Annotated in this window: 22 protein-coding genes; 10 read left to right on the top strand and 12 right to left on the bottom strand. The window is 73.7% G+C overall.

All coding sequences use genetic code 11. The features are described from left to right. A partial coding sequence (locus tag ABZ805_RS20285) for a hypothetical protein (RefSeq protein WP_358442396.1) occupies positions 1–204 on the bottom strand: 204 nt, incomplete at its 3' end. A gap of 225 nt (positions 205–429) precedes the next feature. On the opposite strand from ABZ805_RS20285, the gene ABZ805_RS20280 reads away from it, so the two are divergent. The 4 genes from ABZ805_RS20280 (at position 430) to ABZ805_RS20265 (ending at position 4,754) form a co-directional block, all read left to right on the top strand. Then, positions 430–2,103 carry a DNA repair helicase XPB gene (locus ABZ805_RS20280; RefSeq protein WP_358442393.1) on the top strand — a complete coding sequence of 558 codons (1,674 nt, stop codon included), beginning with the start codon at positions 430–432 and terminating at the stop codon, positions 2,101–2,103. A gap of 159 nt (positions 2,104–2,262) precedes the next feature. Next, on the top strand, positions 2,263–2,856 hold the full coding sequence (locus ABZ805_RS20275) for a suppressor of fused domain protein (RefSeq protein WP_358442390.1): 594 nt from the start codon (positions 2,263–2,265) through the stop codon (positions 2,854–2,856). Positions 2,857–3,044: 188 nt separating this feature from the next. After that, a complete protein-coding gene (locus tag ABZ805_RS20270; protein ID WP_358442387.1) occupies positions 3,045–4,040 on the top strand; it encodes an o-succinylbenzoate synthase in 996 nt (331 codons plus the stop codon). Between the two features lie 45 nt (positions 4,041–4,085). Next, a complete protein-coding gene (locus ABZ805_RS20265; RefSeq protein ID WP_358442384.1) occupies positions 4,086–4,754 on the top strand; it encodes a GNAT family N-acetyltransferase in 669 nt (222 codons plus the stop codon). 180 nt (positions 4,755–4,934) lie between these two features. Here the strand turns inward: ABZ805_RS20265 and ABZ805_RS20260 are convergent, their stop codons facing one another. The 4 genes from ABZ805_RS20260 to ABZ805_RS20245 all read right to left on the bottom strand — a co-directional run bounded on the left by ABZ805_RS20260 (position 4,935) and on the right by ABZ805_RS20245 (position 9,012). Next, positions 4,935–6,023 carry an SRPBCC domain-containing protein gene (locus ABZ805_RS20260; RefSeq protein WP_358442382.1) on the bottom strand — a complete coding sequence of 363 codons (1,089 nt, stop codon included), beginning with the start codon at positions 6,021–6,023 and terminating at the stop codon, positions 4,935–4,937. Positions 6,024–6,502: 479 nt separating this feature from the next. Further along, positions 6,503–7,039, bottom strand: a complete 537-nt coding sequence (locus ABZ805_RS20255; RefSeq protein WP_358442380.1) for a DUF4232 domain-containing protein — start codon at positions 7,037–7,039, stop codon at positions 6,503–6,505. Between the two features lie 87 nt (positions 7,040–7,126). Then, a complete protein-coding gene (locus ABZ805_RS20250) occupies positions 7,127–8,239 on the bottom strand; it encodes an XdhC/CoxI family protein (protein WP_358442377.1) in 1,113 nt (370 codons plus the stop codon). 215 nt (positions 8,240–8,454) lie between these two features. Then, positions 8,455–9,012, bottom strand: coding sequence for a suppressor of fused domain protein (locus tag ABZ805_RS20245; RefSeq protein WP_358442374.1), 558 nt, complete (start codon positions 9,010–9,012; stop codon positions 8,455–8,457). Between the two features lie 152 nt (positions 9,013–9,164). On the opposite strand from ABZ805_RS20245, the gene ABZ805_RS20240 reads away from it, so the two are divergent. Continuing rightward, complete coding sequence (locus ABZ805_RS20240) at positions 9,165–9,518, top strand: PspC domain-containing protein (protein WP_358442371.1); 354 nt, start codon at positions 9,165–9,167, stop codon at positions 9,516–9,518. Positions 9,519–9,540: 22 nt separating this feature from the next. Here the strand turns inward: ABZ805_RS20240 and ABZ805_RS20235 are convergent, their stop codons facing one another. From ABZ805_RS20235 to ABZ805_RS20215, 5 genes are all read right to left on the bottom strand, one after another. Then, the gene (locus tag ABZ805_RS20235; RefSeq protein WP_358442368.1) at positions 9,541–11,559 is read right to left on the bottom strand and encodes a beta-N-acetylglucosaminidase domain-containing protein; all 2,019 of its coding nucleotides are present in this window, start codon (positions 11,557–11,559) and stop codon (positions 9,541–9,543) included. 449 nt (positions 11,560–12,008) lie between these two features. After that, a complete protein-coding gene (gene groL / locus ABZ805_RS20230) occupies positions 12,009–13,643 on the bottom strand; it encodes a chaperonin GroEL (protein ID WP_224960042.1) in 1,635 nt (544 codons plus the stop codon). Positions 13,644–13,944: 301 nt separating this feature from the next. Continuing rightward, complete coding sequence (locus tag ABZ805_RS20225) at positions 13,945–15,369, bottom strand: protein kinase (RefSeq protein WP_358442365.1); 1,425 nt, start codon at positions 15,367–15,369, stop codon at positions 13,945–13,947. A 134-nt stretch (positions 15,370–15,503) separates the two neighbouring features. Further along, positions 15,504–15,707, bottom strand: a complete 204-nt coding sequence (locus ABZ805_RS20220; protein WP_184483357.1) for a cold-shock protein — start codon at positions 15,705–15,707, stop codon at positions 15,504–15,506. 434 nt (positions 15,708–16,141) lie between these two features. Next, entirely contained in the window at positions 16,142–16,810 is a 669-nt protein-coding gene (locus ABZ805_RS20215; protein ID WP_358442361.1) for a TIGR00266 family protein, read from the bottom strand. Between the two features lie 99 nt (positions 16,811–16,909). On the opposite strand from ABZ805_RS20215, the gene glp reads away from it, so the two are divergent. The 5 genes from glp to ABZ805_RS20190 all read left to right on the top strand — a co-directional run bounded on the left by glp (position 16,910) and on the right by ABZ805_RS20190 (position 25,259). Continuing rightward, positions 16,910–18,154 (top strand): gephyrin-like molybdotransferase Glp, encoded by a 1,245-nt coding sequence (glp, locus tag ABZ805_RS20210; RefSeq protein WP_358442358.1) that lies wholly within the window; start codon positions 16,910–16,912, stop codon positions 18,152–18,154. A 108-nt stretch (positions 18,155–18,262) separates the two neighbouring features. Beyond that, entirely contained in the window at positions 18,263–20,224 is a 1,962-nt protein-coding gene (locus ABZ805_RS20205; protein WP_358442356.1) for a M48 family metallopeptidase, read from the top strand. A 633-nt stretch (positions 20,225–20,857) separates the two neighbouring features. After that, positions 20,858–21,607, top strand: coding sequence for a phosphatidylserine decarboxylase (locus tag ABZ805_RS20200; protein ID WP_358442353.1), 750 nt, complete (start codon positions 20,858–20,860; stop codon positions 21,605–21,607). Then, complete coding sequence (gene pssA / locus ABZ805_RS20195; protein ID WP_358442351.1) at positions 21,604–22,551, top strand: CDP-diacylglycerol--serine O-phosphatidyltransferase; 948 nt, start codon at positions 21,604–21,606, stop codon at positions 22,549–22,551. Before ABZ805_RS20200 ends, pssA begins: the two co-directional genes overlap by 4 nt. 476 nt (positions 22,552–23,027) lie before the next feature. Beyond that, positions 23,028–25,259, top strand: coding sequence for an AAA family ATPase (locus tag ABZ805_RS20190; protein WP_358442401.1), 2,232 nt, complete (start codon positions 23,028–23,030; stop codon positions 25,257–25,259). Between the two features lie 46 nt (positions 25,260–25,305). Here ABZ805_RS20190 and ABZ805_RS20185 read toward each other — a convergent pair whose 3' ends face one another. Further along, positions 25,306–25,959 carry a LytR C-terminal domain-containing protein gene (locus ABZ805_RS20185; protein WP_358442348.1) on the bottom strand — a complete coding sequence of 218 codons (654 nt, stop codon included), beginning with the start codon at positions 25,957–25,959 and terminating at the stop codon, positions 25,306–25,308. Next, positions 25,959–26,261, bottom strand: coding sequence for a DUF3263 domain-containing protein (locus ABZ805_RS20180; RefSeq protein WP_358442398.1), 303 nt, complete (start codon positions 26,259–26,261; stop codon positions 25,959–25,961). The genes ABZ805_RS20185 and ABZ805_RS20180 overlap by 1 nt, the downstream gene beginning before the upstream one ends. Positions 26,262–26,350: the final 89 nt, after the last annotated feature.

The raw sequence follows: 26,350 nt of genomic DNA, 5'->3' as shown, positions 1-26,350 counted from the left end.
CTCACCGCGGTCCCGCTCGCGGTGGTTCTGCCAGTCGTGGTCCCGCCAGTCGTGGTCCTGCCAGCCCGGGTACTGCTGGTCCGGCTGGGACGAGAACCCCTGCGGATGGCCCTGCGCCACCCTCGGATGCCCGCCCGGCCCCCACTCCGGCGACGATCCCGACGGCTCGACCGGCGAGTGCGGACCCTGCGGCGGAACGCTCACGAAGACACAACTCCTAAATGATCTACGTCCGAGCGAAACCTAGCCGACGCCCGCGCGCGCCACGCAGGAACCGGGGGAAACGTTTCCAGAACCGTTCGGTTCCGACATCGCGGACGCCGCACCCGGGCGCGCCCGCGGCGGTGGAATACTGGAGCCCGGCCCGACCGTTGTCCCCGCAGGCCGATCACCTGCGCAAAGAGCCGCCCAGCCCGAGGAGCCGCACCCGTGACCGACGGACCGCTCATCGTCCAGTCCGACAAGACCCTGCTGCTCGAAGTCGATCACGCCCAGGCCGACGAAGCCCGCGGCGCCATCGCCCCGTTCGCCGAGCTGGAACGCGCCCCCGAGCACGTGCACACCTACCGGATCACGCCGCTGGCGCTGTGGAACGCGCGCGCCGCGGGGCACGACGCCGAGCAGGTGGTGGACGGCCTGGTCCGGTTCTCCCGCTACCCGGTGCCGCAGCCGCTGCTGGTGGACATCGTCGAGACGATGGGCCGGTTCGGCCGGTTGCAGCTCGCCCAGGACCCCGCGCACGGACTGGTGCTGATCTCGCTGGATCGCGCGGTGCTCGAAGAGGTGCTGCGGAACAAGAAGGTGCAGCCGATGCTCGGCGCGCGCATCGACGACGACACCGTCGCGGTGCACCCCAGCGAGCGCGGCAGGCTCAAGCAGCTACTGCTCAAGATCGGCTGGCCCGCCGAGGACCTCGCCGGTTACGTGGACGGCGAAGCGCACCCGATCGAGCTGAACCAGGACGGCTGGACCCTGCGCGACTACCAGCGCCAAGCGGTGCAGTCGTTCTGGGCGGGCGGCTCCGGCGTGGTCGTGCTGCCCTGCGGCGCGGGCAAGACCCTCGTCGGCGCGGCCGCCATGGCCGAAGCGGGCGCCACCACGCTGATCCTGGTCACCAACACCGTCGCGGGCAGGCAGTGGAAGCGGGAGCTGATCGAGCGCACCTCGCTGACCGAGGAGGAGATCGGCGAGTACTCCGGCGAGAAGAAGGAGATCCGCCCGGTCACCATCGCCACCTACCAGGTGATCACCCGCAAGTCGAAGGGCGAGTACAAGCAGCTGGAGCTGTTCGACTCCCGCGACTGGGGCCTCGTCGTCTACGACGAGGTGCACCTGCTGCCGGCGCCGGTGTTCCGGATGACCGCGGACCTGCAGTCCCGCCGCCGCCTCGGCCTCACCGCCACGCTGGTGCGCGAGGACGGCCGGGAGGGCGACGTGTTCTCGCTGATCGGGCCGAAGCGGTTCGACGCGCCGTGGAAGGACATCGAGGCGCAGGGCTGGATCGCGCCCGCCGACTGCGTCGAGGTGCGGGTGACGCTCACCGACGACGAGCGGCTGCGGTACGCGACCGCGGAAGCCGAGGAGCGCTACAAGCTGTGCTCCACCGCCCGTACCAAGGCGCCCGTGGTGCGCGCCATCCTCGACCAGCACCCCGGCGAGCCGGCGCTGGTCATCGGCGCCTACCTGGAGCAGCTGCACGAGCTCGGCGAGGCGCTGGACGCGCCGATCATCGAGGGCTCCACGAAGAACAAGGAGCGGGAGAAGCTGTTCGACGCGTTCCGCCGCGGCGAGATCTCCCGGCTGGTGGTGTCGAAGGTCGCGAACTTCTCCATCGACCTGCCGGAGGCCTCGGTGGCGGTGCAGGTGTCCGGCACCTTCGGGTCCCGCCAGGAGGAGGCGCAGCGGCTCGGCCGGTTGCTGCGGCCGAAGGCGGAGCGCAAGCAGGCGCACTTCTACTCGGTGGTCTCGCGCGACACGCTGGACACCGATTACGCGGCGCACCGGCAGCGGTTCCTCGCCGAGCAGGGCTACGCGTACCGCATCGTCGACGCCGACGACCTGCTCGGGCCGGCCCTGCCGGACGTCGGTCCGCATGGCGGCTGAGCCCCGGGACCACGGGCGTCGCCGGTCGGCTGATCGGTTGCGGTACCCGCCGCCGGCGCCGCGGAGCGAGGTCGTATTTTCGACGTCGTCGGTGAAACTGCCCGTGCCCCTCGCGGCACCGGTTACCGTTGCGACAGCACACGCAGCACTGGAGATCGGATGACCACCGAGAAGCACAACACCGCGATGGGTGGTGCGCACCGGTTCATCGGGCTGGCGGAGAACCTCGAACGTCACGCGGGCACCCCGACGGCCGCGGAGCCGCCCAACGTGCGCGGCGAGAACCGCGGCTACGGGCTGGTGTTCTTCCACTTGGAGCAGTACCACCTGAGCACCGTGATCAGCTCGGGGCTGCGGTTCCAGCCGCTGGGCGCGGATCCGGCGCAGGAATTGGCGTGCACCGTCTACAAGGAGCAGGCGGAGGCGGCCCGCCACCTGGTGGACGTGACGTCGGAGCTGCTGGTGCAGAGCGGCACGCACCTGGTCCCGGACCAGATCGTGCCGAACGAGGCGCCACTGCTGCCCGACACCGAGTTCTACGGGGTGCTGGCGAGCGGGCATCCGCTGTTCCCGCCGGAGTTCACCCGCTTCACCGATCCCGAGGGCATCGAGCAGCTGCAGGTGTACACGCTGCTGCCGGTCACCTTGGGCGAGCTGAACTACATCCTCGACAACGGAGTGACCGCGCTGCGCCAGCAGTGGGCCCGGTTCGAGGTCGACGTGTTCGACCTCGGCCGCCCCAGCGTCGCCTGACGCGCGCCGGTTCCCCGCACGCACCGGCCACCCGCGGAGGTGGCCGGTGCTTCGCGTCGTGACCGGTGCAGGAACACCTGCACCGCCCGCGACGTCATTGCACGTGCGTCCCGCTGCCCGCACGGGGCACCGGGACGACGATGTGCGCGACAGGACGCCGTGGTGACGGCCGAGCGGAAGGACCGAACATGACCGCGAACGGGGCGACGATCAGCCTGGCCGAGCTCGACGCGGTCCGCGTGTACGGCCTGCCGATGCGCACCCGGTTCCGCGGCATCACGCGCAGGCACGGGGTGCTGCTCGGCGGCCCGGCGGGCTGGGGCGAGTTCTGCCCGTTCGAGGACTACACCGACGCCGAATCCGTGCCGTGGCTGGCCGCCGCCCTGGAGTCCTGCGCGGGCGACTGGCCGGAGCCGGTGCGCGACGAGATCCCGGTGAACTGCACGGTCCCCGCGGTCGGCGCCGAACAGGCGCACGCCATCGCCGCCGCCTCCGGCTGCACCACCGCGAAGGTGAAGGTCGCCGAACGCGGCCAAGATCCCGGCGACGACCTCGAACGGGTCGCCGCCGTCCGGGACGCGCTCGGCCCGTCCGCCGCGATCCGCGTCGACGCCAACGCGGCCTGGGACGTGGACACCGCCGTCGCCCGCATCGCCGAACTGGACCGCGCCGCGGGCGGCCTGGAGTACGTGGAGCAGCCGAGCCCGACGATCGACGACCTCGCCGCCGTCCGCCGCAAGGTGCGGGTGCGCATCGCCGCCGACGAATCCATCCGCCGCGCCGAGGACCCGATGAAGGTCGCGGTCGCCGGAGCCGCCGACGTGGCCGTGCTCAAGGCCGCACCGCTCGGCGGGGTGCGGCGGGCCCTGCAGGTCGCCGAGGCCTGCGGCCTGCCCTGCGTGGTGTCCTCCGCCGTGGAGAGCAGCGTCGGGCTCGCCGCGCAGCTCGCGCTGGCCGGGGCGCTGCCGGAGCTGCCGTTCGCCTGCGGGCTCGGCACCCTGTCGCTGCTCGACGGCGACGTGGTCAGCGACTCGCTGCTGCCGCGCGACGGGGTGCTCCCGGTGCCGCGCCGCGCACCGCAGCCCGACCCGGCCCGGGTCGCGGCCGCCACGCCCACCGCCGACGACCAGCGCCGCTGGCTGGACCGCCTGGTGCGGGTGCACGCGCTGCTCGCCGCCCGGTGACCCGCCCTCCGAGCCGGAGCCGCGACCTGGTGGTTGGCTAGCGGCATGGAGCGCACTTCTCCCCCGCTGACCGACCTGGTCCGCCGGTGGCAGCACGGGTGGGGCGTCGCGTGCGGGCTCTCCCCCGCCGACGAGGCGGACGGCGCGCTGCACGTGCTGTCCGGCAAACCCGGCAGGAACCTGGAGAGCATCGTGCTCGACGCCGACGGGAACCCCGGCTCGTTGCGCCTGCACGCCGCGCAGGTCGCCGGCTCACCGCACCCCGACTGGCTGACCGTGCCGACCACCGACCCCGCGGCCGTCGAGGACGTGCTCAGCTCCGAAGGGCTGCGGCTCGCGCCCGCCCGCGAGCACTTCATGACCACCGACCTCACCGCGCACCCGCAGCGGACCGCGGGCGCCCGGTACGCCGTGGACCTGGTGCGGGAAGGCCCGATCCTCGCCGCCCGCATCACCGACGAGCACGGCGATCCCGCGGCGCACGGCGTGATGGTGGTGCACGGGGACGTGGCCGTCGCGCACAACATCGCCACCTACCGCGCGCACCGCAGGCGCGGCCTCGGCGGAGCGCTGATGAGCGCGCTGGTCCGGGAGTCGGTGCTGCTCGGCGCGAGCACCGGACTGCTCACCGCGAGCAAGCAGGGCCACCACCTCTACACCGCGCTCGGCTGGACCCGGCTGGCCGGAGTCGTCTCAGCGGGCACCCGCCGCTGACCTGGCACGGCACCCGGGTGGCGGAAACCTCGCCGCAGTCCGCGGTTCCCGGTCGGCGACCGAGCCGCCCGATCGACGGGTGCCGCCGCGGGTGCGCTGCGGTGCCCTCGCGAGGACGGCGAGTTCCCGGGCGGCCGCAGCCGATCTCGACGCACGGGAACTCGCGCGTGACAACAGCGGTCAGCCGCGGCGGCGGCGCAGCTTGCGCAGGAGCAGGACCGCGGCCAGAGCTGCGGCGGCGAGGGGCACCGCCCGCTTGAGCACCGGCTTGTCCGCGGTGCCGAGGAGGTCGACGGGTTCGTCCTGCGGGACCGGGGCGGCGGTGACCACGGCGTCCGCCCGGCTCGCGGAACCGTGCACGGCGGTGGTCGTGACGGCCACCGCGTCGGCGGGCGCGGTTCGCACCGCCGCGGCCGGCGAGGTGACCCGCCACGCCGGGTTGCGGCCGGAGGGGCGTTCGCCGTTGCTCGGGTGCCGGGAGCGGTCCGGCGAGCCGCGCCGCCCGGGTCCGTCCGGAGCCGGTGGCTCGGCACCGTCCGCGCTGCGGTCGTCGGGGCGCTGGTCGCCGGGGTTCCGGGCATCGGCGGGGTTCCGGGCATCGCCGGGATTCCGGACATCGGCGGAGTCCTGGGCATCGCCGGAGTCCTGGGCATCGCCGGAGTCCGCCGCGGCGGCGCGGTCCGGCGCGTTGCCGGGGGCCTGGGCATCGGCGCGGTCCCGGGCGTCGCCGGAGTCCCGGGCGTCCGCGGGGTCCGCCGCTCCTCCCGCCCGCTCGGCGTGGTCGGCACCGGCGCGCTCGGACTCCGGCCGGGCCGCCGCGGGGTCCTGCCCGGTGAGGCTGCGGGCCAGGTTCGCGGCGAACTGGTGCAGGACCTTGCCGACCACTTCGGACATCAGGCCGCGCCCCAGCTGCGCCGGTTTCCCGGTCACCTTCAGGTCGGTGTCCACCTGCGCCGTGGTGCCGCCGTCCGCTTCGGCGAGCGTCAGCGTCACCGTCGCCGCCGCGGTGCCGTTGCCCCGGAGGTCCGTGCCCGCGGCGTCGACCACGATGCGGCGCGCCGCCGCGTCGATCCGCTGGAACGAGCCGAAACCCTTGTACCGCAGGGAGATCGGCCCCAGCTTCACCGTCGCCGTGCCATTGAAGCGGTCGTCCTCGGAGGAGGTGAGCGTGGCACCGGGCATGCACGGGGCGACCTGCTCCGGGTCGATGATCGCCGGCCAGGCCACGTCGACCGGGACCGGAACGGTGAAGTGGTGCTGCAGCTGCACGGGACAGGTCCTCCTGGTAGATCGCCGCACTGCGTGCGGGGCGGTGCTCGGCGCTCCCGGTCGTCCGGCCGGGGACCTCCGCGCCAGTCTCCCCGCGCACGCCACCGCGCACCGGGAGGCCGGTGCACCCCGGGCGCGCCGACCCGTCCATTCCTACACCCGAGCGCCCCCGTCCACCGCCCGTCCGGCCCGCGGCCGACGGCCGTTCCCCCGCTCCCGGCGGACCGCGCCTTCGTCCTGCCGGCAGCGAACCCCCGAGCACCCGGCACCGCAGCGGGTTCGCAGCGCTTTCCTCGCGGGGACGCGTTGTCGCCTGTGGCGGAACCACCGGTGCAAACGATCCCGGAGCGAGGAAAGCGCCGACCGCCCAGCGGGTCTTGTTGGCCTCCCGTCAGCGGCGAAACCGCTGCGGTTCCGCCACCCGAGCACCACGCGGCAGAAGAGACAGGCAGTCGGCTCACCCCGAGGAAGGCGAACCGTCAGCCCAGCACCCCGTCCGGAGTCGCCTGCAGGGTGCCCACCTGGAGGCTCGTGACGGGGAGCAACGGGTACGGCTCCCCCGCCCCTTCGACCACGACCATGCTGTGGCCCGCGACGTCGTCGGGGGCCGCCTCGAACCCGACCGCGTTGAAGTCGGTCTCGCCGTACTCGGCGCGCACGCCGGCGTAGGCGGTCCCGCCGGGTGCCACCTCGTCGACCCCGGGCGGGCCGGGGACCTGGACGTAGTCGGTGGGCACGTCGATCGGCGTGCCCTTCGCGGTCTGCGGCGTCAAGCGCACCCAGCCGCCGACCTGGCAGGCCCGGTCCGAGGTGTTGCGCAGCTCCAGCAGGAACGAGCCCGGGTCGGCCTGCGCGCGCATCGTGACCGCGAAGTCCTCCCCGGAGCAGTTCGACGCCGCGGTGCCTCCAGCGGGCGGGTTCGCCGCCTCGGCCGCGACGGCCTGGCCGCCCCCGGCGAGCAGCAACGATCCGGCGCAGAGCGCGACGGCCGCAGTGGCGAGCTTCCGCTTCGGCATGCGTGGTATTCCCTTCCCGAGACTTCGCTTCCGGCCCGTAGGACGCACGGAGCGGCGCGGGGTTGTCCCGGGTGGGGAACGCCGCGGTCAGCGGTGGATGGGGCCTTCCGTCTCGGTGAGCCGGGCGCCGAGCCCGCCCCAGCGCAGCGCGATCAGCTCGGCGGCGATGGACACCGCGGTCTCCTCGGGAGTGCGGGCGCCGAGGTCGAGGCCGATCGGCGAGGACAACCGGGCCAGGTCGGCTTCCGGCACCCCGTTCTCCCGCAACCGCAGCATCCGGTCGTCGTGGGTGCGCCGCGAACCCATCGCGCCGACGTAGCCGAGCCGCTGCCGCAGCGCGATCTCCAGCACGGGCACGTCGAACTTCGGGTCGTGCGTCAGCACCATCACCGCGGTCCGCGCGTCCAGCCGCCCCGCATCGGCCTCCGCCTGGAGGTAGCGGTGCGGCCAGTCCACGACCACGTCGTCGACGCCGGGGAACCGGCTGCGGGTGGCGAACACGGGCCGCGCATCGCACACGGTGACCCGGTAGCCGAGGAACGAGCCGATGCGGGCCATCGCCGCGGCGAAGTCGATCGCGCCGAACACGAGCATCCGCGGCGGCGGTTCGAACGCGTTCACGAAGACCCGCATGCCTTCGCCGCGCCGCTGGCCTTGCGGCCCGTACTCGAGGACGCCGCTGCGCCCGCTGGCGAGCATGCCGCGGGCGTCGTCGGCGACGGCGGCGTCGGTCCGGTCGTCGCCGAGCCCGCCCGAGGTCCGCTCCGGCCACACCAGCAGGTGCGCACCGACCCGGGCCGGGTCGGGATGGTCCACGACGGTCGCGATCGCCACCGGTTCCTCGTCGCGCACCGACTTCACGACCACGTCGAAGTCGGGGAACGCGGCGCGGTCCACCCGTTCCACGAACACGTCGAGGATGCCGCCGCAGGTCAGTCCGACGGCGAACGCGTCGTCGTCGCTGACGCCGTAGCGCTGCAGCGCCGCCGGTTCGCCGTCGAGCACCGCGGTGGCCCGCTCGTACACGGCACCTTCCACGCAGCCGCCGGACACGCTGCCGACGGCCTCACCGCCCTGGGTGACCAGCATCGACGCGCCGGGCGGGCGCGGCGCGGACCGGAAGGTGGCGACCACGGTGCCGAGGCCGACCGCCTCCCCGGACTCCCACCGCTGGAACACCTCGTCGAGCACGTCACGCACGGCCCACCTCCACTGCACCTCGCCGCGTCATGGCCATCTCAGCACCCGGGGCGCCGATCGCATTCCCGTTGGGGCGGATCGAAGTCACATTCGTCCGGAGCCGCCGCGCGGTATCACCGACCGTCGCCGAACCGGCACGGAACGTTCTCGCGCCCACCGGCGGTGGACCCGCCGGGCCGCCCGATCGGGCACCACCCGTCCGGAAGGGCGACCGGTCAGGCCGCGGAGGGCCTGCGGATGTCGGTGAGGTCCACGTTCCGCTGCTCCCAGCGGTCGTAGAGGGCGTCCCGGCCGTAGCGGGCCACCAGCTGCGATTCGGCGCGGGTGACCGGCAGCAGCGTGATCAGCTGCAGCACCGGGCCGCCGTCCGCGTCCAGCAGCACGTCGAACTCGTCGGCCAGGTACGGGTGCGGGGCGGCGAGCGCGCCGGCGATCTCGGTCTCCGGCAGCAGCGCGCGGTCGTTCATGATCAGGGCGCCGTAGCCGACGCGGCTGTTCGATTCGGTGAACAGCTCGGCGACGACCGCCGTCAGGTGCCTGCCCAGGATCTCCTGGTCGGCGTGCACCGTGCACAGCACTTCCTGGGGCAGCGGGGCGCCCGCGGTGTGCTCGCGCAGGCCGCTGGTCAGCACCGACACGTACGGTCCGGAGTGGTGGTCGCAGTAGACGAGGTGGTAGGCGCGCTCGCGCCCGTCGGTGCCGCGGGAGTCCGCCCCGCGGACGGTGCCGACGTACTTCTCGACGTGCGCGGGGAACCCGCTGAACCGGCTCATGCCACCCCTTCCCTCGGAAGGCGATCATGCCACGGGCCGGGTGCCGGGCCGTCCGGGTGCGGGGCTTCCCGGAGGCGCGCGCCCCCGATGTCCGGGTGCGGCCCCGGGACTCCCCGGAGGCCCCGGGGACGCCCGGAGATCAGGCTGGTGGCATGACGGAGACGACGCACCAGCACACCACCGCGACCGACCCGGGCGGCGCCGCGACCGGGACCGCCACCGACCCGACCGGGCCCGCCACCGACTTCGCCGGGCCGACCGCCCACTTCGCCGGGTCGACCACGGACTCCGCAGGGCAGGCCACCGACTCCACCGCACAGGCAGAGCCCCGCCGGTTCCGCCGCCACCGCGACGGGATGATCGCCGGGGTGTGCGGCGGCGCGGCCGACCTGCTCGGCATCGACGCGACCCTGATCCGGGTCGGGCTGGTGGCGGCGACGATCCTCGGCTTCGGCACCGGAATCCTGCTCTACCTGGTCTGCTGGGTCCTGGTGCCGCAGGACTGAGCGGCGCCCGGCCGCGATCCGGCTACAGCTGCGGCGCCTGCCGGACGAACACGTCGAGCACCCCGTCGGCGAGGCGGACGGGGCCTTGCGGCCGGGTCTCGCCGGGGATGGTCTGCACCTGCTCGGCCCGGCGGGCCAGGTCCGCCGCGACGGCGAACCGCTCGTCGGCGACCTGCCCGGCGCCGTCCTCCCGCGCCTGCAAACCGTCCACAGTGGTCACCAGCGCGTCGCCCCACAGGTCGGTGGCCTGCAACCACGGCTCCGAGTCGGCGACGAAATCCGCGGGCGCCGACTCGCGGATGCGCTCCGGGGCGTCCGCGATCTGCCGCGCGTAGTCCCGCAGCCCGTTCAGCGCCTGCACCCGGTCCCCGCCGCTCCACCCGGAGCGGAACTCCTCGATGCGCCGCGCCAGCTCCGGCGCGGGCGGCAGCCACGGGGAACCGTTCGCCAGCGGCGCCATGCTGTTGAGGTCGAAGAACACCTGCAGCGCCTGCGTCGTCGCCGGATCAGCCGCCGTGGCCGGGCGCAACGCCGCCGCCGGATCGGTCGCCAGGTAGCGCGCCGCCGCCCGGTGCGCGCGCTGCGCGTCGAAGTCGTCGTCGTTCCAGGCGAAATCGGCCGCACCGATCTCGACGACCTTGCTGGCCGCGGCCTGGTTCATCGGGTTCACCACGTCGCCGACGAGCTGCTCGCCCAGCCCCGGTTCGCGTTCCCCGTACGGCCCGAGCAGCAACCGGCCCTCGGAACCGTCGAAGTCGTTGACCGGGTAGTTGTCCCACAGGAACACCTTCCGGCCCCACACCTGCGCGGCCTTCTCCGCGTCCGAGACGGTGATCTGCTCCGGGATCACGCCGTCCCCGGTCCACATCGCCACGACCCGCGGGTCCAGGCCGTCGCGCAGCGCCGTCTTGTACGGCGAGTCCTCGTAGTCGGAGTACTCGGTGGGCACCATCTGCAGCGGGCGCGCGTCGGGGTGGGCGTCGATGAACTCGCGCTGCACGCGGCTGAGGATCTCCGCCTGCGCGCGGCCCGCCGCCGCCTCGCCGGGGGCGCCGTAGTGCGCCTGGTCCGCCCCGCAGTTCCAGCGGGTGTAGGAGATGTCGTCGAACGGCACCGAGAAGTCCCGCACGCCCGAGTCGTACACGGCCTGCAGCTTCCCCAGCAGCGCCTGGAAGTCCGCCGGGTCGCTGAAGCAGATCGACTGCCCAGGGGAGAGCGCGAAGGTGAAGCGCACGTGGTGCGCCGCAGCCTGGCCGATCAGCTCGCGCACCTCGGAGAGCTTGTCCTCCGGGTACGGCTCGCGCCAGCGCTCCCGGTGGTACGGGTCGTCCTTCGGCGCGTAGACGTAGGTGTTGAGCTTGACGTCGCCGTAGAACGCCAGCTGGTCCATCCGCTCGGCGTGCGTCCACGGGCTGCCGTAGAAGCCTTCGATGGAGCCGCGGATCGGCATGTTCGGCTGGTCCACGACGCCGACCCCGGCGATCCGGCCGGGCGAGGCGAGCTGGCGCAGCGTCTGCACCGCGTAGTAGGCGCCCGCCGCGTCGTCGGCGCCGAGCACCACGCTGTCCTCACCGCCGTGCGCGGCGAGCACGTAGCCCTCCGCGGGCAGCGGGGACGGCGCGCCCCAGCCGTTGGCCTGCAGGCCCTTCACCACGCCGGGGGCCATCCGGTCGCCGATCCGCACCTGCAGCGTCGCGTCCTCGGCGCGCGGGCCGGGTTCGCGCACCACCACGTCGGAGGCGCCCGCTTCGCGGAGCACCCGCTGCGCCAGGTCCCTGGTCGGTTCGTCCACGAAGGGGTCGACGACGAGCTCGACCTTGCCGCGCACGGCCACGTCGTCACCGAGCCGCTCGGCCTTCTGCGGCTGCGGGACCACTTCGGGCACGCCTTCCGCCGGGTAGGACGACGGCCCCGCCTCGGCGCCCGCACCGGGCTGCTGCGGGGGTGGTGCCGCATCCGTGCAGCCCGCGGCGACCAGCGCGGCGCTGAGCACGATCGCCGCTGAACCACCGAACCGGCGCAGCGCACCTGGAATGGCCATTCGCCCGAACCTCCTCGACCTGAGCGGACGTGTGTCCCGTTCGGTGCTCAGGAGATCACATCGTCCGGCCGGTGGCCGCGACCTGACCGGCTTGCGCCACGCGTCCGGCCGCAGCATCCCCCGATCGGCCGCACGGGGCCGAGCGCGGGGCCGGACGACACGAGCGCCCGGGGTCAGCGCAGGATCCTGGACGGCACGAGAACACCGGGTCGCGCAGGGCCCCGGACCGCACGAGAACACCCGGGTGGCGCAGGGCCCCGGACCGCACGGGACTCCGGGTGGCGCAGGGCTCCGGGACGGCCTGGGAACCCGGGCGGGCGCAGACCCCGGACGGCGCGAGAGACCAGGTGGCGCGGGACCCCGGACAGCGAGAAGGGCCGCCCCGGAACGGGACGGCCCTTCTCGTGCGGTAGCTGGGATTCAGCGCGAACCCCGGTGACCGGCATGGGTCACATCATGCCGCCCATGCCACCCATCGGGTCGCCACCGCCGGCCGCACCGGCGGCTTCCTTCTCCGGCTTGTCCGCGACCACGGCTTCGGTGGTCAGGAACAGCGCGGCGATCGACGCGGCGTTCTGCAGCGCCGAGCGGGTGACCTTGGTCGGGTCCGGCACGCCGGCCGCCAGCAGGTCCTCGTACTCGCCGGTCGCGGCGTTGAGGCCGTGCCCGACGGGCAGGTTCTTGACCTTCTCCGCCACGACGCCGCCTTCGAGACCGGCGTTGATCGCGATCTGCTTCAGCGGAGCCTCGACGGCCAGCTTGACGCTGTTGGCACCGGTCGCCTCGTCGCCCTCGAGCTTGAGGCCGTCGAACGCGGACACGGCGGCCTGCAGCAGGGCCACGCCGCCACCGGCGACGACACCCTCCTCGACGGCGGCCTTGGCGTTGCGGACCGCGTCCTCGATGCGGTGCTTGCGCTCCTTGAGCTCGACCTCGGTCGCCGCACCCGCCTTGATGACGGCCACGCCACCGGCCAGCTTGGCCAGGCGCTCCTGCAGCTTCTCGCGGTCGTAGTCGGAGTCCGAGCGGTCGATCTCGGCGCGGATCTCGTTGACCCGGCCGGCGATCTGCTCGTCGTCGCCCGCACCTTCGACGATGGTGGTCTCGTCCTTGGTGACGACGACCTTGCGGGCCTGGCCCAGCAGCGGCAGGTCCGCGGTCTCCAGCTTGAGGCCGACCTCTTCGCTGATGACCTGGCCGCCGGTCAGGATGGCCATGTCCTGCAGCATCGCCTTGCGGCGGTCGCCGAAGCCGGGGGCCTTGACCGCGACGGACTTGAAGGTGCCGCGGATCTTGTTGACCACCAGGGTGGACAGGGCTTCGCCCTCGACGTCCTCGGAGATGATCAGCAGCGGCTTGTTGGCCTGCATGACCTTCTCGAGCAGCGGGAGCAGGTCCTTGATGTTCGAGACCTTGGAGCTCAGCAGCAGGATGTACGGGTCGTCGAGCGACGCCTCCATCCGCTCCGTGTCGGTGACGAAGTACGGCGAGATGTAGCCCTTGTCGAAGCGCATACCCTCGGTGAGCTCGAGTTCGAGCCCGAAGGTGTTGCTCTCCTCGACGGTGATGACACCTTCCTTGCCGACCTTGTCCATGGCCTCGGCGATGAGCTCGCCGATCTGGCGGTCGCCGGCCGAGATCGCCGCCGTGGAGGCGATCTGGTCCTTGGTCTCGATCTCCTTGGCGCTCTTGAGCAGCTGCTCCGCGATCGCCTCGGTGGCCTTCTCGATGCCCCGCTTGAGGGCGATCGGGCTGGCACCGGCGGCGACGTTGCGCAGACCCTCGCGCACCAGCGCCTGGGCGAGCACGGTGGCGGTCGTCGTGCCGTCACCGGCGACGTCGTCGGTCTTCTTCGCCACTTCCTTGACGAGCTCGGCCCCGATCTTCTCGTACGGGTCCTCGAGCTCGATCTCCTTGGCGATGGAGACGCCGTCGTTGGTGATGGTCGGCGCGCCCCACTTCTTCTCGAGCACGACGTTGCGGCCCCTCGGCCCGAGCGTCACCTTGACGGCGTCGGCGAGGGTGTTCATGCCGCGCTCAAGGCCGCGGCGGGCTTCCTCGTCGAACGCGATCATCTTGGCCATTGCGGTGTGGTCCTCCACCTATCTGGACGCCACGAAAGGCAGATTCACCCCGTGGCAGGACTCTGTGCTCGGCCAGGCTCGGTGCCCGCGACGGACGACCGGTCGCGCACCCGCCGTCGTGTGGCGGAGCGCGGACGGCCTCACCGTCCCGACCTGGCACTCAACTGCGCTGAGTGCCAAATCCAGGTTTAGCACTCACGCCCGGCGAGTGCAAGCCGCTCGGGCGCGCGCCGCCCCGACCAGCCGCATTTCCCCCGTTCGGACCGCACGCGGCCACCCGACGGGGTGGCCGACGCCATGTTCAGCGGCCGACGGTCGGGACCTCGGTGGGCAGCCCGCTCGGTTCCGCGGCGGACGAGTGCACGGCCGACGTGGTGGCCCCGCCGGAGCCGCCGGATCCACCGCCCGACGAGGACGCCGTCGCGATGAACACGATCACCACGATGATCGCGGCGACGGCGATCAGCAGCGGCACCAGCCACTTCGCCGAACCACCGCCCTTGGCGGTGGCGAACGACGAGGACTGCGCGGGCATCGGCGGGCGCAGCCGCACCGGATCGGCGCCCGGACCGGACATCGGGCGCGGCGGCTGCTGGTACTGCGGGCCGTACGGCCCGGACTGCTGCGGACCCGGCTGCTGCGGGCCGGACTGCTGGGGCCCGGACTGCTGCGGGCCGGACTGCTGCGAGCCGACCGGCTGGGGCCCGGACTGCGCCGGACCGGGCTGCTGCGGGGCCGGGTGCGGGCCGGACTGCGCCTGCTGCGGACCCGCGGGCGGCGGGACCGGGCCCGACTGCTGCGGCGAACGGGCCGGGGGCTGCGGCGCGGACTGGACCTGCTGCGGACCGGACGGCGGCCCGAGCGTCGGCATCGTCTTCTTCGTCGGCGCGTCCGGCGGCGCGTTCAACGCGGCCTTCGCCGCCGCCATCAGCTCCTTGCAGGTGTCGTAGCGCTGGTCGGCCTTCTTCGACATGCCCTTGCGCAGCACCTCGTCCAGCCCGGCCGGCAGCGCCACCAGCGGCAGCGCGGACGGCGCCGCGGTGCTCAGGTGCCCCTGGATGACCTCCTGCACCTGGCCCTGGAACGGCGGGCGCCCGGTCAGGCAGGCGAACAACATGCAGCACAGCGCGTACAGGTCGGTGCGGCCGTCCACCGGCTCGCCGCGCAGGTGCTCCGGCGCGGCGTAGGTCGGCGAGCCGAGGAAGTCCCCGGAGCTGGTGCGGTGCCCGGTGGCGCCGCGGCGGGTGAGGCCGAAGTCCGCGAGGTACACGTGCTCGTTCGAGGACTCCCGCGAGGTCACCAGCACGTTCGCCGGCTTCAGGTCGAGGTGCACCAGACCGCGCTCGTGCAGCATGTCCAGCGCCTCGGCGACCTGGCTGAGCAGCTCCAGCGCGCGGGGCGGCGAGATCGGCCCGTCCTTGATGAGGCTGGCCAGGTCGGACCCGTCGACCAGCCGCATCGCGATGTAGAGCATGCCGTCGACCTCGCCGAAGTCGTACAGCGGCACGATGTTCGCGTGGTCGATGGCCGAGGTGTTGCGGGCTTCGTCGACGAAGCGCTCGCGGAACTCCGCGTCACCGGTGATGTGCTCACCCATGATCTTGAGCGCGACCTTGCGGCCCAGCCGGGTATCGGTGGCGCGGTACATCACGCTCATACCGCCGCGGCCGAGCACTCCGTCGATCTTGTAGTGGCCGAGACGGCGCCCGGTGAGGTCTTCCGACACGTCAGGAAGCCTAACGTCCCGCGATCTTCCCCGTCTGCGGGTTCCACCGGTTCGGCCCCGGCAGCGCCCGGCAGGCTCCCCGGAAAGCCCAGTGGCCCGCCCCCTGCCGCGGGGCGGGCCACTGGCGGCGAGCTTCAGACCTTGCGGACGCCGTCGGCTTGGCTTCGACCGTCGCGCCCAGCCTTCACCTCGAATTCGACCCGGTCACCTTCGGCGAGAGTGCGGAAACCGGACATGTTGATAGCGGAGTAGTGCACGAACACATCGGAACCACCATCGGTGGCGATGAAGCCGTACCCCTTCTCCGAGTTGAACCATTTGACCGTGCCGACCGCCACGGCGTCCTCCTCGTTGAAATGTGATGCACGGCGCCCCGAAAAAGCGCCGATGGAGCACGGATGACGCTACCGGAGTCGGCCCGGTTCGTCCGCTGTTGACCATTGCGACTTTTCCGCGAAATACTGCTCCGAACGAGTGGATTTCCCAGCCACCGCGCGTAGCCGGAGCGCTCGCATTGGGCCGTTTCGCGGACGCGAGAATCACGGAATATTCCGAATGCCGCAGTGGTGCGAAAACCCGCCGGAGCCTGCGCCTGGCCACGACCTGGGCCGCGCCCGGCCCGCACCGGCCCACCCGGGGAGCGGGTATCGAAACGGCGCCCCGGAATGCCGCGGCGGCGCAATAACGATGAAGATCATTACCATTGCGCGCCGCCGGAACCCGCCGAAAGCGCTCCGCTTTCCCCGCTCGGCCGGAGCGGCGAATACCGCGCTCACGAACGCGACGCGCCCAGCCCCTGCGAATGCAACCAGCTCACCATCGAACGCGGATCCCGCGTCTGCACCAGCACCTGACCCGGGCCGGCGAAATCGAACACCAGACCCTCCCCCGTCTTCAACGACTGCGGCACCCCGTGGCCCAGTTGGCGCAATCGCGTCTGCACGGACTCCCCGTAGGCCACCACGTGCCCCGGGGCGACGGTGAGGAACTCGCCCGGTTGCAGCGTCATCACGTCCAGCGCGCCGTAGCAGGCCAGCACCACCGGGCCCTGCCCGCTGACGTGGCCGAGGAAACCGCGCTCCCCGCCGAAGAGGTTCTTGAACCCCGCCCACTGCTCGTCGAACCGCACCCCGGACGCCGACGCCAGCCACGCCGACCCCGCCACGCACCAACCCTGGCCGTCCGGCTCCAGCACGTGCAGATCGCCCGGCAGCGCGGGCGCGACGTCCACCCAGCCGCCCTGCTGCCCGGCGGTGCAGGTGGCCACCGCGGCCGACCGGCCCTTCGCCAGCGACTTGAGCAGACCTCCACCGCGCACCTCGACCGCCACGCCGTAGCTGGTGGCCAGCAGCGAGCCGGCGGCGATCCGGACGGGTTCGCCGGGCGCGAGCACCAACCGGGCCACTCCGAACGACGGCGTGTGCCGGTTCCGCACCTGCACGGCCCCACCCCTCCCCGCACCGCTCACACGATCGCCCGGCAGTCTGCCACGGGCGCCGCGGCGACTTTCCGCACGCCGGTGGCGACAGCCCGGTACCCGATGCCCGATGATCGGGGCGTGCCCCACGCAACTGGACCTTCCGGCCTGACCCCGGTGCCCGAGCACCGCGCGCGGGTCGCGGCGCTGCTGACCCCGGCGCCGGTGGAATCCCGTCCGCTCGCCGACTGCCTCGGGCTGGCGCTGGCCGAGGACCTGGTCGCGGCGATCCCGCTGCCGCCCTTCGACAACTCGGCGATGGACGGCTACGCGGTGCGGTCCGTCGACGTCACCGAAGCGAGCCCCGAGCAGCCGGTCCTGCTGCCGGTGGCCGAAGACCTGCCCGCCGGGCGGGTGGACAGCCCACCGCTGCTGCCCGGCACCGCGCACCGGATCATGACCGGCGCCCAGGTGCCGTCCGGCGCGGACGCGATCGTGCCGGTCGAGCGCACCGACGGCGGCACCGCCGAGGTGCGGGTGCACGCCCCCGCGCAACCGGGCGTGCACGTGCGACGCGCCGGCGAGGACGTGCGGGTCGGCACGGCCGTGCTGGCGGCGGGCGCCACCCTGGGCCCCACCCAGCTGGGCATCGCCGCCGCCGTCGGCGCCGCGCGGCTGCCGGTGCGCAGACCCGTGCGGGTGCTGGTGCTGTCCACCGGCTCGGAGCTCGTCGAACCCGGTTCCCCGCTGCGGACCGGGCAGATCTACGAGTCCAACGGGCTGATGCTGGCCGGCGCCGTGCGGGAGGCGGGCGGTCGCGCGGAGCTGCTGCGCTTCGTGCCGGACGACGTGGCGTCCTTCCACGCCGCGCTCGCCCCGCACCTGGACGAGACCGACCTGATCATCACCTCCGGCGGGGTCAGCGCCGGGGCCTACGAGGTGGTGAAGGACTCGCTGTCCGGCAACGGCGTCGAGTTCACCAAGGTCGCCATGCAGCCCGGCATGCCGCAGGGCGCCGGCCGGTACCGCGGCGGACCCGCGGTGGTGACGCTGCCCGGCAACCCGGTCAGCGCGATGGTCTCCTTCGAGGTCTTCGTGCGGCCCGCGCTGCGCGCCGCGGCCGGACACCACCGGGCCGAGCGGCCGAGCAGGAAGGCGGTGCTGACCCGCTCGCTGGAGGGCCCGCCCGGCAAGCGGCAGTACCGCAGAGCGCTGTACGACCCCGCCACCGGCGAGGTCACCCCGCACGGCGGCCCCGGTTCGCACCTGCTGTCCGCGATGGCGACGGCGAACTGCCTGCTGGAAGTACCGGAGGAGACGGTGGACCTGCCCGCCGGTTCCACTGTGGACGTACTTCTGATGGATTGACGTCCGGCTGATTTCCGCTAAGACTGCCCCCGCACGTCCCGTCGCTGCGCTCGTCGCGCCGGGTTCGGACCGCGAGCAGTCGACACCTCACTCAGGAGTTTCAACACCGTGCGTGGCCCCTGGCGCGCCACCTTGGCGCTGGCGTTGCACATCGGCTTCTTCGCCGTGCCCCTCTGCTCGGTGCTGGGCCTGCTCTTGATAGCGGCCTACACCGTCCGGCTCGACTTCGGAGGCGGCGTCCGCGCCGGCCTCGCCGCGGTCGTGGTCGCGGTGATGTTCGGCATCGGGCTGCGGACCGTGCTGCGCAGACGTGAACGCCCGCGCGGCGTCGAACTGACCCGCGGCGCGCAGCCCAAGGTCTGGAAGATGGTCGACTCGATCTGCTCGGGGTCCGGCGCGGCCGCCCCCGACGCGGTCCGGGTGACCTCGCAGCCGACCGCCCGGCTGCGGGAGGACACCGCGTTGCTGGGCCTCAAGGTCCGCTCCCGGCACCTGGAGATCGGGTTACCGCTGATCGCCGGGCTGTCCACCAGCGAGCTCCGCGCCGTGGCCGCCCGCGAGCTGGGCCGCACCGTCGGCGCCGGGAAGTTCGTCGTGCTGGCCGACCGGATCGACACCAGCGTGCGGCGCACCGCGACCGGCCTCACCGGCGGACCGGTGAAGTGGCTGTTCACCGGGTACGCCCGCACCTACTCGGCGGTGGCCGCCGGGGTCGGCGACAAGCTGTGGTTCGGCGCGGACACCATCGCGGTGAAGGCGGCGGGCAAGCGGGCCGCGGTCACCTCGCTGCGCAAGATGAAGGCGGTCGAGTTCGGCTGGCGCGACTACGCCGAGCAGTACTTGAGCATGGCCACCAAGGTCGAGCACACCCCGGACCTGCTGCTGGGCTTCCGCGCGTTCATGGACCACCCGGAGCGGAAGCCGCAGCTGGCCGAGCGGGTCAAGGAATCGCTCGCCGAGGAGCGCGACGTGCACCCGTCCACCCGGGAACGGGTGGAGGCGATGAAGCGGCTGCGCGGCGGCGACCGGGAGCCGGAGGAGGCGCCCGCGTTCGCGCTGCTGCGGGAACCGCGCAAGAGCGTCCCCGAGCTGGAGGACCGGCTGCTGGTGGACGGCCTCGGGCCGCGGCTGCCGTGGCCGGACCTGGCCCGCAAGGCGGGCGCCGCGGAGGTGGCCCGGCAGGCGGGCCTGCTGAGCTCGGCGGTGCAGCAGAGCGGCCTGGAGTGCCCGCCCGCGATCGGCGGCGTGCTCGCCGCCATCCACCGCGGCGAGGGCGCGGACCTGATCAACCCGGTGCTGAACCCGGGCCTGAGCCCGGAGCTGGTGGACGAGGCCGCGGTGGACACGCTCACCGAGCTGCTCGGCGGAGCCGTGGTGGACGCGCTGGTCTGCGCGGGCCGCGCGCAGCACGAGCTGGACTGGGCGGGCGAATCGGTGGTGCGGCTCAGCGGTGGCAGGCCGCTGGACCCGGACCGGCTGGTGCGGCCCGCGGTGGCGGATCCGCGGCTGGTGCCGGGGCTGCACCGCGCGCTGGTGGACCTCGGGGTCCCGCTGCAGCACTCCCGCGAGCCGGTGGCGGAACCGGAGCCGTCGGTGTCCGGGATCGTCAGCCCGGTGCAGTACGCGGGCGAGCGCTACGACCTGCTGGTGACGGATCGCGGGCTGGTGTTCCTGCCGAGTTCGGCGAGCACGGCGCGGCGGCTGCTGGCGGGCGCCTCGGCGCGGATGTGGCAGTCCGAGCTGGAAGAGCTCGACGAGCTGATGGTGGCGCCGGTGGACCGGCTGCGGGACCGGGACGGCGCGCAGTGGGTGGACAGCCGGGACGTGGCGGCGACGACGCTGGTGCAGGACCGCTCGGGCTGGTCGCTGAAGCTGGAGCTGTACCTGGACGACGCGTCGTCCTCGACGGTGCGCTCGGACGCGGTGGTGCACGGCGAGGACGACGTGGCGGAGCTGGAGGTGCGCAGCACGGCCGACACGGACGAGCGCGGCGACCCGTACAGCGGGCTCGACGAGCTGATGGGCGCGCGGATGCGGGTCGACGACCGCCGGGAGCCCTCGGACGAGTGAGTAACAACGGCCCAGATTTGTCACCCTCCGTCACAAATTTCGTGCCCAATGTCCTCCAATAGCGGCTACGTAGTTCGTGTGAGCTCAATTACACTGGAAAACGCGTAACAACCTGTCGATCGACTCCGTCTCTTCAGACGTCAGCCCCCTTCCACCAGGGAGGGAGCGGACACCGGGCTCCGTGTGCCGTCGGGGGGTGCACGGGCCCACATCGGGGACCGTTCGGCGCCCACGGGGAGGTGCCGTGCGGTTGGGTGCCGGGGTGGCACCGGCGCTTCGGGGGCGCCGGGCCACCCCGGCACTTTTCCGTTCACCTGCGACGATCCGGCTCCGCGGCCGCATCCGGCCGCGCTCCGCCAGGGCCATCGCCCAGCCGCCGCCGAACGCCTGCGGCGAGCCGCGGGCCCTCCGGAGCACCTCCGCGAACACCGCCCCGACGCCGCCCACCTCGCCTCACTCGTTCGGAGCAGCCCCGGCGCGACCCGCCGGTTCGCCCGGCGCACGCCCGCACCGCTGATCGACTCCGCCCCCTCGCGCAGCCGCCGCCACCCCGTCCGCGATGCTGTACCGGCCCGGCCGCAGCGCAGCCACCGCGCCGCGGTAACGACCTCCGATGCAGGGGTGTACAGCTCGATGAGCACCCAGACAGACCGGGGCACCGCCCCCGCCAGCGGCAACCCGCTCGCGCACCTCGCCAAGCTCGCCCGCGACACCGTGCCGCCGATGCACCCGGCGGGTCGCCCGTTCGTGCTCGGTGCCGCCGCAGGCACCCTGCTGCTGCGCCGCGCCTGGCGTCCCGCGGGCGTGCTCGGCGCCGTCGCCACCGCCTGGTGCGCCTGGTTCTTCCGCGAACCGCAGCGCGTCACCCCCACCCGCGCGGGCATCGCGGTCGCCCCCGCCGACGGCACCGTCGCGCACGTGGAGACCGCCACCCCGCCGCCCGAGCTCGGGCTCGGCGACCGGCCCATGACGCGGATCAGCGCCTTCCTGACCGTCTTCGACGTGCACGTGCAGCGGCTGCCCGTCGACGGCGAGATCGTGCGCGCCGCCTACCGGCCCGGGAAGTTCCTCTCCGCCGACCTGGACAAGGCCAGCGAGGACAACGAGCGCAACTCGCTGCTGCTGCGCACCGACGCCGGCCAGGAACTCGCCGTGGTGCAGATCGCCGGGCTCGTCGCCCGCCGCATCGTCTGCTCCGTGCAGAGCGGGGAACGCGCCACCGCGGGCAGCACCTACGGCCTGATCCGCTTCGGCTCCCGGGTGGACCTGTACGTCCCCGCGGGCAGCCGGGTCCTCGTCGAACCCGGGCAGCGCACCGTCGGCGGCGAAACCGTCCTCGCCGAACTGCCGGACCACGAGCAGGCGGGTGGCGAGCGGGCATGAGCGGCGCCCGCATCGCCCCGCCCGGAATCCGCCTGCTGCCCAACGCGATCACGGTGCTGGCGATGTGCGCCGGGCTCTCCGCCGTGCAGTTCGCGCTGAACGGGCAGCTGGTCGGCGCCATCGCGGCCGTCGCGGTGGCGGCGGTGCTCGACGGGCTGGACGGCCGCATCGCCCGGTTGCTGGACGCCACCACGCGGATGGGCGCCGAGCTGGACTCGCTGTCCGACGCGATGTCGTTCGGCGTGGCCCCGGCGCTGACGCTCTACGCGTGGCAGCTGCAGGACAACCGGGCGGGCTGGATCGCGGCGCTGATCTTCGCGGTGTGCATGATCCTGCGGCTGGCGCGGTTCAACACGCTGCTCGACGACACCGAGCAGCCCGCGTTCAGCAAGGAGTTCTTCGTCGGTGTCCCGGCCCCCGCGGCCGGGCTGCTGGCGCTGCTGCCGCTGGTGCTCACCGCGCACTTCGGCTATCCGGGTTGGTGGGCGCAGCAGCCGGTGGTGATGGTGTGGATGGTCGCCGTGGCCGCGCTGGCGGTGAGCCGGGTGCCGACGCTGTCGCTGAAGACCGCGAAGGTGCCCGCGCGGCTCGTCGCGCCGCTGCTGGTGCTGGTGGCCGTGCTGGCCGCCGCGGTCATCGTGTTCCCGCTGATCTCGCTCGCGGTGGCGCTCGTGGTGTACCTGGCGCACATCCCGTACGCCGTGTACCGGCACCGCTGGCTCGCGGCGCACCCGGAGGCGTGGGCGGCGGCCCCCCGCGAGCGGCGCGCCATCCGCAGGCGCACCCAGCGGCGGCTGGGCCTGCGCCCGCCGCACCCGCGCCGCGCTCTCGCCGGCGCCCGCCAGCGGATGCGCCGCAGCCGCGCGGGCGGCCCGGAAGGTCCTCGTCTGAGCTGGCGCCGCCTGGGCCTGCGCCGCAACCGCGGCAACCAGCACCCCCGCTGAGCGCTCCCCCGGCCGCTGCGAGCCGGGGCAGGTAGCGGAATCCCGTCGGCGGCCGAGTCGCCGAGCGGCGCCCACCGGATCGACCGGCACCGCCGCGGGTCCGCGGCGCCGTCCTCGGGAGGGCGGCGCCGTCGCACGTGGCGGAACCACCGGTGCCGGCGATCCCGCGGCGAACACGCCGCCGGGGTTCCGCCACCGGCCCCGCTCAGCGCCTGTCTCCGAACCTGCCCGGCGGGCCGGTTTCCTGTCAGCGGCGAAGCCGCTGAGCCGACGACCACCTGGGCAACTCGCACCGCAGCGGGTTCTCAGCGGCCTCCTCGCGAGGACAGCGTTGTCGCCTGCGGCGGAGCCACCTGCGAAAACGATCCCGCAGCGAGGAAACCGCTGAGGTTCCGCCACCCGAGCACCACGCGGCAGAAGCAGCACGAACGAACAGTTCCGGGGCGAGGCCTTACTGTCGGTGCGTGGCTTCGTTGATGTTGACCGTCCGGTTGTCCGCTTCCGCCGCCGACACCCGGCGCGGGGTGGTGCGGCTGCACCCGGAAGTGCTGGATGCGCTCGGCCTGCGCCCGTGGGACGCGGTGGCCCTCACCGGCGCCCGGGTGTCGGTGGCGCTGGCCGCCGCCGCGGACCGGGGCGGCCCGGCGGGCGTGGTGCTGGTGGACGACGTGGTGCTGACCAACCTGGGGCTGGCCGAGGGCGCCGAGGTCGGCGTCGCCCCGGTGCGCACGGCGCCCGCGCGCAGCGTCACGGTCGCCGGTTCCCGGTTGGCCACCGCGACCGCGCCGCCGGAGGCGATCCGGCTGGCGCTGACCGGGAAGGTCTTCCGGGCGGGCGACACCGTCTCGCTGCTGCCGCAGGACCTGGCGCCGTCGACGGCGGCCAACGCGGGGCAGGTGCGCAGCAGGCTGGCCGCGTCGATCGGCCGGACCTGGACCACCGAGCTGATCACGATCGCGGCCACCGATCCGGACGGCGCCGTCACCGTGCAACCGTCCACAGTGGTCTCCTGGCGCGGTTCCGCGCCGAGCGCCCCCGCGGGCGCCCCGCTCGACGTCGCCGCCCTCCCCACCACCGCGGCCGAAGCGCCCGAACCCGCCGAACGGGTCGAACCGGTCGAACCGGCGCTGCCGGTCAGCGATCTCGCGGGCGCGCAGGACACCGCCACCCGGCTCACCGAGTGGTTGCGGCTGCACTTCGAGGAACCGGAGCTGCTGCGCAGGCTCGGCGGCGGCGACCGGCTGGGCGTGCTGGTCAGCGGACCTCCCGGGGCGGGCAAGAGCACCCTGGCGCGCTCGGTGGCGGCCGCGGTCGGCGCGGAGCTCGTGGAGGTCACCGCGCCCAGCGTCGCCGCGCTCGAATCCCGCTCCGCCGCGCAGCGCCTGCAGCGGTCGCTGGACCGCGCGGCGGGAATCGCCGCGGGCGGCCGGAACTGCGTGGTGCTGCTCACCGACGCCGACAGCCTGCTGCCCGCCGCCGAGCCGCCGCCGCTGGCGACCGTCGCGCTCGACGCGCTGGACACCGCGATGCGCACCGAGCGGCTCGCCGTCGTGGTGACCAGCGCGCAGCCGCAATCCCTGGACCCGCGGCTGCGGGAGACCGGCCGGGTGGACCGGGAGGTGACCGTCGGGCTGCCGGACGCGGCGACCCGGGTGCAGCTGCTGCGGGTGCTGCTGCGCGGCACCCCGCTGGCCGCGGACGTGGAGCTCGGCGAGCTCGCCGAGCGGACCCCCGGCTTCGTCGTCGCCGACCTGGTGGCGCTGTGCCGCGAGTCTGCGGTGCGAGCCGCGCTGCGCCACCGCGGCGGGGCGGACGGCGAACCGGCGCTCGCCCAGCAGGACCTCGTCGACGCCCTGTCGTCCGTCCGGCCGCTGTCGATGTCCACATCGGACGATCTGCGCACCGGCGGGCTCACCCTGGACGACGTGGGCGACATGGTCGAGGTGAAGCAGTCGCTCACCGAATCGGTGCTGTGGCCGCTGCGCTACCCGGACTCGTTCACCCGGCTCGGCGTGGAACCGCCGCGCGGAGTGCTGCTGTACGGCCCGCCGGGCTGCGGCAAGACGTTCCTGGTGCGGGCGCTCGCGGGCAGCGGCCGGCTCAACGTGCTCTCGGTCAAGGGCGCCGAGCTGATGGACAAGTTCGTCGGCGAATCCGAGCGGGCCGTGCGGGAGCTGTTCCTGCGCGCCCGGAACGCGGCCCCCGCGCTGGTCTTCCTCGACGAGGTGGACGCGCTGGCCCCGCGCCGCGGCCAGTCCGGCGACTCCGGGGTGGGCGACCGGGTGGTCGCGGCGCTGCTCACCGAGCTCGACGGGGTCGAGCCGATGCGGGAGGTCGTGGTGCTCGGCGCCACCAACCGGCCGGAGCTGATCGATCCGGCGCTGCTGCGGCCCGGCAGGCTGGAGCGGCTGGTGTACGTGCCGCCGCCGGACGGGGATGCGCGGGCGGAGATCCTGCGCGCCGCGGCGCGGAACACGCCGCTGGCGTCCGATGTGGACTTGGCGGCGGTGGCGGCGGAGCTGGACGGGTACTCGGCGGCGGACTGCGCCGCGCTGGTCCGGGAGGCGGCGTTGACCGCGATGCGCGAGTCGCTCAGCGCCGCGGAGGTGACGGCCGCGCACCTGGCGGCGGCGCGCGGTGCCGTGCGCCCCTCGCTGGACCCGGCGCAGCTCGCGTCCCTGGAGTCCTACGCCGACCGGCGCGGCTGATCCGCGGTGCGCGGCCCACCCGCTCGGCGGGGCCGCGCACCGGGCGCTAGCTGCCCTTCGGCATGCCCTGGTAGTCGTTCGTGATGATCGCTATGACACCGGGGCTCGCCGGGGCGAGGCCCTCGAAGCGCGGTTCGGCGCGGGCCTGGAACGCGACGGCGATCTCCTTCGCCTGCGCCTCCTCCGGCGTGCCCGGCCGGTAGTACACCGTGGTGGTGGGGATGACGCCCTGCGAGTAGTTGCCGACCTCCGGCACCTCGTACCCGGCGCTGCGGAACTCGTCGGCGGCCCGGTGCGCCAAGCCCTTGATGGTGCTGTTGTTGTAGACCCGCACCACGATCCGCTGCCGCTGGTGGTCCGAACCGGTCGAGTCCGAGCCGGGCGAGTCCGGGCGCGGCTGGTTCGCCGGCGGCACCTGCGGTTCCGGGTCGGGCGTCTGCGCGGGCGGTTCGTCCGCGGCGGGCGGCGGTTCGGCGACCGACGAGGTCGGCGGCTGCGCGGAGCTCGTCGGGCCGGGCGGCAGCGGCGGCAGCGGAGCCGAGGTCTGCTGCTGGTCCACCGGCGGCGCGGCCGCGTCGTCGGACCCGCCGGAGACCAGCGTCGTCAGGCCGAGCACGGCCGATAGCGCGCCCACGCCGATGAGGGCGATACCGCCGATCTTCGCGGCGGACGGGCTGGTCGGGGGTTCCCCGGAAGTCATCAGTGCCACTCGATTCCCAGTCGGCGGGCCTGCCGGGCGCGCTGCCGACTCGCCCGCACCTTGCGCAAACGTTTGATCAGCATCGGATCGGCCCGGACCGCCGCCGGGTCGTCCAGCAGATCGTTCAGCACCTGGTAGTACCGGGTGCCGGACATGTCGAACAACTCGCGGATGGCCCGCTCCTTGCCACCCTCGCTCTTCCACCACTGCCGCTCGAACGCCAGGATGCTCAGCTCGCGGTCGCCGAGACCCCGCTCCGCCGCGGGCTCCTGATCGTCCGAAGTGGACTCATCCGGGGGGATGCGCGGCAGCGGTTCGGTGGGCGGGTCGACCGCCCGCAGGTGCCTGCCGGACGCGGGTTCACCCGCCGCTCCGCGCCCGTCGGTACGCG

This window comes from Saccharopolyspora sp. NPDC047091 (assembly GCF_040643635.1).
Classification (GTDB): Bacteria; Actinomycetota; Actinomycetes; order Mycobacteriales; family Pseudonocardiaceae; genus Saccharopolyspora_C.
This window is presented reverse-complemented; position numbering and strand designations above follow the sequence as displayed.